This window comes from Streptomyces sp. ISL-43 (assembly GCF_018614195.1).
Classification (GTDB): domain Bacteria; phylum Actinomycetota; class Actinomycetes; order Streptomycetales; family Streptomycetaceae; genus Streptomyces.
The window spans coordinates 59,367-65,366 of the sequence record NZ_JAGGOT010000045.1 but is presented as its reverse complement, the minus strand read 5'-3'; the positions used below and the strand labels follow the sequence as shown (position 1 = coordinate 65,366).

At 68.8% G+C, this 6,000-nt stretch carries 5 protein-coding genes; 2 read left to right on the top strand and 3 right to left on the bottom strand.

All coding sequences use genetic code 11. The features are described from left to right. Window positions 1-59: 59 nt before the first annotated feature. Together J7F03_RS25770 and J7F03_RS25765 are read right to left on the bottom strand one after the other, a co-directional pair. Window positions 60-722 (bottom strand): TrkA family potassium uptake protein, encoded by a 663-nt coding sequence (locus tag J7F03_RS25770; protein WP_214953432.1) that lies wholly within the window; start codon window positions 720-722, stop codon window positions 60-62. Beyond that, a complete protein-coding gene (locus tag J7F03_RS25765; protein ID WP_214953430.1) occupies window positions 719-1,387 on the bottom strand; it encodes a TrkA family potassium uptake protein in 669 nt (222 codons plus the stop codon). The genes J7F03_RS25770 and J7F03_RS25765 overlap by 4 nt, the downstream gene beginning before the upstream one ends. Window positions 1,388-1,606: 219 nt before the next feature. On the opposite strand from J7F03_RS25765, the gene J7F03_RS25760 reads away from it, so the two are divergent. Both J7F03_RS25760 and J7F03_RS25755 read left to right on the top strand, forming a co-directional pair. After that, window positions 1,607-3,673 (top strand): APC family permease, encoded by a 2,067-nt coding sequence (locus tag J7F03_RS25760; RefSeq protein WP_214953428.1) that lies wholly within the window; start codon window positions 1,607-1,609, stop codon window positions 3,671-3,673. Window positions 3,674-3,789: 116 nt separating this feature from the next. Beyond that, a complete protein-coding gene (locus J7F03_RS25755) occupies window positions 3,790-5,121 on the top strand; it encodes a class I SAM-dependent RNA methyltransferase (RefSeq protein ID WP_214953426.1) in 1,332 nt (443 codons plus the stop codon). A 271-nt stretch (window positions 5,122-5,392) separates the two neighbouring features. Here the strand turns inward: J7F03_RS25755 and J7F03_RS41345 are convergent, their stop codons facing one another. Next, window positions 5,393-5,869 (bottom strand): hypothetical protein, encoded by a 477-nt coding sequence (locus tag J7F03_RS41345; RefSeq protein ID WP_251072476.1) that lies wholly within the window; start codon window positions 5,867-5,869, stop codon window positions 5,393-5,395. Window positions 5,870-6,000: the final 131 nt, after the last annotated feature.

Below are 6,000 nucleotides of genomic sequence, written 5' to 3'. Positions count from 1 at the left end.
GACGATCCCTAGAAACCGCCGGATGGTCAGCCGCCCCTTCGTCCGTTCGGCGCCGCAGGCTAGTCCGCGGCCTGGAGGAGGTCCTCCAGCTGCTCCTCGCGGGCCTGGGCGGCGACGAACAGGAGCTCGTCGCCCGGCTCCAGGGTCTCCTCGCCGTGCGGCGTGAGCACCCGGTTGCCGCGGATGATCGTGACCAGCGAGGTGTCCTCGGGCCAGGTGATCTCGCTGATCTGCTTGCCCGCGACCTGGGAGTCGGCGGGCAGGGTCAGCTCGACCAGGTTGGCGTCGCCGTGGCTGAAGCGCAGCAGCCGTACCAGGTCGCCGACGCTGACGGCCTCCTCGACCAGCGCCGACATCAGGCGCGGCGTGGAGACGGCAACGTCGACGCCCCAGGACTCGTTGAAGAGCCACTCGTTCTTCGGGTTGTTCACGCGGGCCACGACCCGGGGGACCCCGTACTCGGTCTTGGCCAGGAGCGAGACGACCAGGTTGACCTTGTCGTCGCCCGTGGCGGCGATGACCACGTTGCACCGCTGCAGCGCCGCCTCGTCGAGCGAGGTGATCTCGCAGGCGTCGGCCAGCAGCCACTCGGCCTGCGGCACCCGCTCCACCGAGATGGCGGTCGGCGCCTTGTCCACGAGGAGCACCTCGTGGCCGTTCTCCAGGAGCTCACCCGCGATGGAGCGGCCCACCGCGCCGGCTCCGGCGATCGCGACCCTCATGCGTGTGCCTCCTCAGGACCCTCGGCGAAGGCGGCCTCCACCTTTCCGATCTCGTCCGTGCGCATCATCACGTGGACGAGGTCGCCCTCCTGGAGGACGGTCGCCGACGTCGGCAGCGTGGCCTCGCCCAGCCGGGTGAGGAAGGCGACGCGGACACCGGTCTCCTCCTGCAGCCGGCTGACCTTGTGGCCGATCCAGGCGGCGGACGTGTGCACCTCGGCGAGCTGGACACCGCCGCTCGGGTCGCGCCACAGCGGCTCGGCGCCCGAGGGCAGCAGCCGGCGGAGCATCTGGTCGGCGGTCCACCGGACGGTCGCGACCGTGGGGATGCCCAGACGCTGGTAGACCTCGGCGCGCTTGGGGTCGTAGATGCGGGCGGCGACGTTCTCGACGCCGAACATCTCACGTGCCACTCGGGCGGCGATGATGTTGGAATTGTCACCGCTGCTGACCGCGGCGAAGGCGCCCGCCTCCTCGATGCCGGCCTCGCGAAGGGTGTCCTGGTCGAAGCCGACTCCGGTGACGCGGCGGCCGCCGAAGGACGCCCCCAGCCGACGGAATGCGGTGGGGTCCTGGTCGATTACCGCGACCGTGTGCCCCTGCTGTTCCAGGGTCTGCGCGAGGGCGGAGCCCACTCTTCCGCAGCCCATAATGACGATGTGCACGGCCGTCCTTCCGGCTGTCAGCGGCTCGCTGGGTTCCAGCCTCATTGCTGCTCTGGCTTAACAGGGTCTCAGACCATGGCCCAAGCTACACACGGGCGGTCACCACTGTGACCATTTGCCCTGGATGCGGTGCTCCTTTGCCCTGGATGCGGTGAGACTTCGGCCCGTAATGGGGTGGGGGGTTCGTCAGTCCGATTTCGAACGCTTACGATCCTCTGCGTGTCCAAACTGACCGACGTGCCCAAACGGATCCTGATCGGCCGGGCGCTGCGCAGCGACCGCCTCGGAGAAACGCTCCTCCCCAAGAGGATCGCTCTTCCTGTATTCGCATCCGACCCACTCTCCTCCGTGGCATATGCCCCTGGCGAGGTCCTGCTGGTCCTGTCCATCGCGGGCGTGTCGGCGTACCACTTCAGCCCCTGGATCGCCGTCGCGGTCGTCGTGCTGATGTTCACCGTGGTCGCCTCCTATCGGCAGAACGTCCACGCGTACCCGAGCGGCGGCGGCGACTACGAGGTCGCCAACACCAACCTCGGGCCCAGGGCCGGTCTCACCGTCGCGAGCGCCCTGCTCGTCGACTACGTCCTCACGGTCGCAGTGTCGATCTCCTCCGGGGTCGAGAATCTCGGCTCCGCCGTCGATTTCGTCATCGAGCACAAGGTGCTCTCGGCGGTGATCATGATTCTGCTCCTCACGCTGATGAATCTGCGCGGCGTGAAGGAATCCGGGAACCTCTTCGCCATCCCCACCTACGTGTTCGTCGGTGCGGTATTCGTGATGATCGCGTGGGGCGCCTGGCGCGGCATCGTCATGGACGACACGATGCGGGCCCCGACGGCCGATCTGGAGATCAAGGCCGAACACCAGGGCCTGGCCGGCTTCGCCCTGGTCTTCCTGCTGCTACGGGCCTTCTCCTCCGGCTGCGCGGCCCTGACGGGCGTCGAGGCCATCAGCAACGGCGTCCCGGCCTTCCGTAAGCCGAAGAGCAAGAACGCGGCCACCACCCTCGCCCTCATGGGCGGCCTGGCCGTCACCATGTTCTGCGGGATCATCGGCCTGGCCATGGCCACCGACGTCAAGATGTCGGAGAAGCCCGCCACGGACCTGCTGGAGAACGGCGTCCCGGTCGGCGACGGCTTCGTCCAGCACCCGGTCATCTCCCAGGTCGCCGAGGCCGTCTTCGGCAAGGGCAGCTTCCTGTTCATCGTGCTCGCGGCGGCCACCGCGCTCGTCCTCTTCCTCGCCGCGAACACCGCGTACAACGGCTTCCCGCTGCTCGGCTCGATCCTCGCCCAGGACCGCTACCTGCCGCGCCAGCTGCACACCCGCGGCGACAGGCTCGCCTTCTCCAACGGCATCGTGCTCCTCGCGGGCGCAGCGATGCTGCTGGTGTGGATCTACGACGCCGACTCGACGAAGCTGATCCAGCTCTACATCGTCGGCGTCTTCGTCTCCTTCACGCTGAGCCAGATCGGCATGGTCCGGCACTGGAACCGCCACCTGGCCTCGGAGCGCGATGCCGCCGCCCGCCGCCGGATGCACCGCTCGCGGGCGATCAACACCTTCGGCGCCTTCTTCACCGGCATGGTGCTGGTCGTCGTCCTGGCCACCAAGTTCACCCACGGCGCCTGGGTCGCCCTGCTGGGCATGGTCATCTTCTACGGAACGATGACCGCGATCCGCAAGCACTACGACCGGGTCTCCGAGGAGATCGCCGCCGCCGAGGGCCCCAGCGACGACAGCGTGCGCCCCTCGCGGGTCCACTCCATCGTCCTGGTCTCCAAGGTCCACAAGCCCACCCTGCGCGCCCTGGCCTTCGCCAAGCTGACCCGCTCGGACAGGCTCGAGGCGCTCAGCATCAGCGTCGACCCGGTCGAGACGAAGGCGCTGCGCGAGGAGTGGGAGCGGCGCGGCATCAACGTCCCGCTCAAGATCCTCGACTCCCCGTACCGCGAGATCACCCGCCCGGTGGTGGAGTACGTGAAGGGCCTGCGCAGCGAGAACCCGCGCGACGCCGTCAGCGTCTACATCCCCGAGTACGTCGTCGGGCGCTGGTACGAGCACCTGCTGCACAACCAGAGCGCGCTGCGGCTCAAGGGCCGGCTGCTCTTCACCCCCGGCGTGATGGTCACCTCGGTGCCCTACCAGCTGGAGTCCTCGGAGCTCGCGAAGAAGCGGGCGAAGAAGCGCGCGGAGTGGAACGCGCCGGGCGCGGTGCGCCGCGGTCCGGTGGACAGCCCCGCCACGTCCCGGCCGCGTCCGAAGGATCCGGCGGGCAAGGGCTGACGTCGCGGCGAGCTCCGCTTGGTGAACGGCCGGACGAGATCCACGTAAACTGGTGGGTCGGTCGTCCGGCCGTTCCGCATTTTGCCTTTCTTACTTAGCCTTGGAGCCTCCCCACCATGACGGAGCAGAACGAGAAGCAGTCACTGGTCGGGGAGGAGTACGAGGTCGAGGTCGGCCCCGTCGCGCACGGGGGTCACTGCATCGCCCGTACCGCCGAGGGCCGCGTCCTGTTCGTCCGTCACACCCTGCCCGGCGAGAAGGTCGTCGCTCGCGTGACGGAGGGCGACGTCGACTCCCGCTTCCTGCGCGCCGACGCCATCACGGTGCTGGACGCCTCCAAGGACCGCGTCGAGGCTCCGTGCCCCTACGCCGGCCCCGGCAAGTGCGGCGGCTGCGACTGGCAGCACGCCAAGCCGGGCGCCCAGCGCCGGCTCAAGGGCGAGGTCGTCGCCGAGCAGCTGCTGCGCCTCGCCGGGCTCACCCCGGAGCAGGCGGGCTGGGACGGCACGGTCATCCCGGCCGAGGGCGACAAGGTGGCGGCCGGGCAGGTCCCGCAGTGGCGCACCCGCGTGCAGTTCGCCATCGACGAGGACGGCACCGTCGGCCTGCGCAAGCACCGCTCGCACGACATCGAGCCGATCGACCACTGCATGATCGCGGCGCCGGGCGTCAGCGAGCTCGGCATCGAGAAGCAGGACTGGCCCCAGATGGCCACCGTCGAGGCCATCGCCGCCTCCGGCTCGGGCGACCGCCAGGTCGTCCTCACCCCGCGCCCGGGCGGCCGCCTGCCCCTGGTGGAACTCGACAAGCCGGTCTCGGTCCTGCGCGTCGAGGAGAAGGACGGCGGAGTCCACCGCGTCCACGGCCGCCCCTTCGTGCGCGAGCGCGCGGACGGCCGTACGTACCGCGTCGGCATGGGCGGCTTCTGGCAGGTCCACCCGCAGGCCGCGGACACCTTGATCAAGGCCGTCATGCAGGGCCTGATGCCGCGCAAGGGCGAGATGGCCCTCGACCTGTACTGCGGCGTCGGCATCTTCGCGGGCGCGCTGGCGGAGCGCCTCGGCGACACCGGCGCGGTGCTCGGCATCGAGTCGACCAAGCGGGCGGTCGAGGACGCCCGGCACAACCTGTCCGACTTCCCGCGGATCCGCATCGAGCAGGGCAAGGTCGAGCAGATCCTCCCGAAGACCGGCATCACCGAGTGCGACCTGGTCGTCCTCGACCCGCCCCGCGCGGGCGCCGGCAAGCAGACGGTCCGCCAGGTGGCCGGCCTCACCCCGCGCCGCATCGCCTACGTGGCCTGCGACCCGGCGGCCCTCGCCCGCGACCTGGGCTACTTCAAGGAGGCGGGCTACAGGGTCCGCACCCTGCGCGTCTTCGACCTGTTCCCGATGACCCACCACGTGGAGTGCGTAGCGATCCTTGAACCGGTCGCGAAGAGCTCCTGACCTGCAGGTTTGTCGATGTGCATTATGTGCACTGTGGGCGTTACGGGCGATATCTTGACGCTGAAATGACGCTCGTGACGCTCATTTGACGCTCGTTCTGATGAGTCGTCAGGTGTCGGATCGTGCAGGTCATGGGTTGCGCCAGGCCTGTTCGCCGAGGTCCCGCTTTGCGAAGTGTTGGCTGATCGCTGCCATGGATGGCCTACTCCCATGGCAGCGAGGACTGGCTTGAGTGCCGCCGGATTCTGTGGAAGGGCGCTGATGGTCACTGTCAGTAGCCGGGGCCGTAGGGGCTCAAGCCCTGCAGGAACGGCTTCAGATCGTCGGCGCGAGGTTCGGGGATGTCCGGCATGCGCAGCGTCCCGTTGAGCGGGTTCAGGCGCCGTGCATGGCTGTCGGCCCAAGCGATCCACGCCTCGGCGCCTTCCCTCTCCGCTGGGGTGGGAAGGGTCGTTGCGTGGAGGCGGAGAGCGTCGACGTATTCGGCCAGGCCCGCTGCGTGCCGCCATGCCCTTTCTTGTGCTTCGAGATGCTGGACGCGGAATGCCTCTGCGTAGTCGCTCTTTGCTTGCTGCATCGCAGCTTCCCACCGCAGCCGCTCCTGGCGTGCTGCCTCCAGGTCGGCCAGTCGCTTGCGCTCGGCGGCTTCCCCTCGGAGCCCTACTTCCTGCACGATTTCGGCCAGCTGCTCTTCAAGCGACCGGGGCGGCAGTATCGGCGCACTCCCCGGCCCTGTGCGGCACGCCACCACTGACACAGATCCTCAGGCGTTCAGCGGGGGTGTAGTCGTACCGAGCGATCCTCACCCAGGAGTGCTTCTCAGCATCTGCAAGCTCTTTCCTCGTGGGGATGTGTTCGGCGCGGTCCTTTCCTGCACGA

Coding starts and splice junctions, on each gene's coding strand:
- J7F03_RS25770 (WP_214953432.1), bottom strand. CDS start 722: ATGAGGGTCGCGATCGCCGGAGCCGGCGCGGTGGGCCGCTCCATCGCG.
- J7F03_RS25755 (WP_214953426.1), top strand. CDS start 3,790: ATGACGGAGCAGAACGAGAAGCAGTCACTGGTCGGGGAGGAGTACGAG.